The sequence below is a fragment of the Bartonella sp. AA81SXKL genome, from assembly GCF_042196945.1.
Lineage (GTDB): Bacteria > Pseudomonadota > Alphaproteobacteria > Rhizobiales > Rhizobiaceae > Bartonella.
In genome coordinates, this window is record NZ_JBHIRH010000188.1 from 1 (window position 1) to 783 (window position 783).

The 783-nt window shown below is 37.5% G+C and carries 2 protein-coding genes; both read right to left on the reverse strand.

Annotated elements, in window-relative coordinates; translation table 11 throughout:
• Positions 1–81: 81 nt before the first annotated feature.
• Positions 82–387 carry a BrnA antitoxin family protein gene (locus tag ACFINZ_RS10495; protein ID WP_375618924.1) on the reverse strand — a complete coding sequence of 102 codons (306 nt, stop codon included), beginning with the start codon at positions 385–387 and terminating at the stop codon, positions 82–84.
• The gene (locus ACFINZ_RS10500; protein WP_375613975.1) at positions 365–631 is read right to left on the reverse strand and encodes a BrnT family toxin; all 267 of its coding nucleotides are present in this window, start codon (positions 629–631) and stop codon (positions 365–367) included. The genes ACFINZ_RS10495 and ACFINZ_RS10500 overlap by 23 nt, the downstream gene beginning before the upstream one ends.
• Between the last annotated feature and the right edge of the window lie 152 nt (positions 632–783).

Consider the following 783-nt stretch of genomic DNA (forward strand, 5'->3'; position numbering starts at 1 on the left):
GTAACTGTATTTCAATGTAATACAATTGAAGTTTAATTTCAACTGTAAAGCACATTTTTTAGAGTGGCGAGATCGTTCGGCTTAACAACCACTTGCTTTTTTTAAGACTTCACCCATACGTGTTCGCCAATCTTTTCCTTGTTTTTTAAAAGAGGCAATAACATTTGGGTCGAGACGGAGAGTAACCGCTTGTTTAGGAGATTCAACGGGTGGACGCCCACGTTTACGGCGCTCTTCTGTTACATACTTAAAAAAAGAGGCTGGTAAAACGTCTTTAGCTGGCTTTAAGCGTGCAAGTTCTTCATCTGTTAGTGGTGGGGAATCCACAGCGTCCCAATCTTCTTTTGTATAGCCACATCCTGTTTCAAAGGTTTTTTTGATAGTCATTGAAAACCTCTCTTTCTTTTTTATTCGCTTGACGAAAACTGATAATGGATATCGCTTCATTGCCAAGCTTTGCAAAAACAATAACTGTTGTGCCATCCGCAAAATGTCCAATAGCCTTCATGCGGTTTGAATGGGTTGCATCAATAAGAGCATGTTCCCAGTCAAAGTAAATAACATCAGCAAAATCAAGCTTATGTTTAACAATGTTTAAAGCTCTTTTTGGTTCATCCCACACTATCTTCATATATTTTATGTACACGAAAAATAAAACCTTGTCAATAATTAAAGTGTACAACAATTCGTATATACCATTCAAAATGGAGCAACTATGAATAAGAAGCATCGTAAGGGTTTATCGGTTCGTGCGTTTGCGAAGAAGATGGGTGTTTCACATAA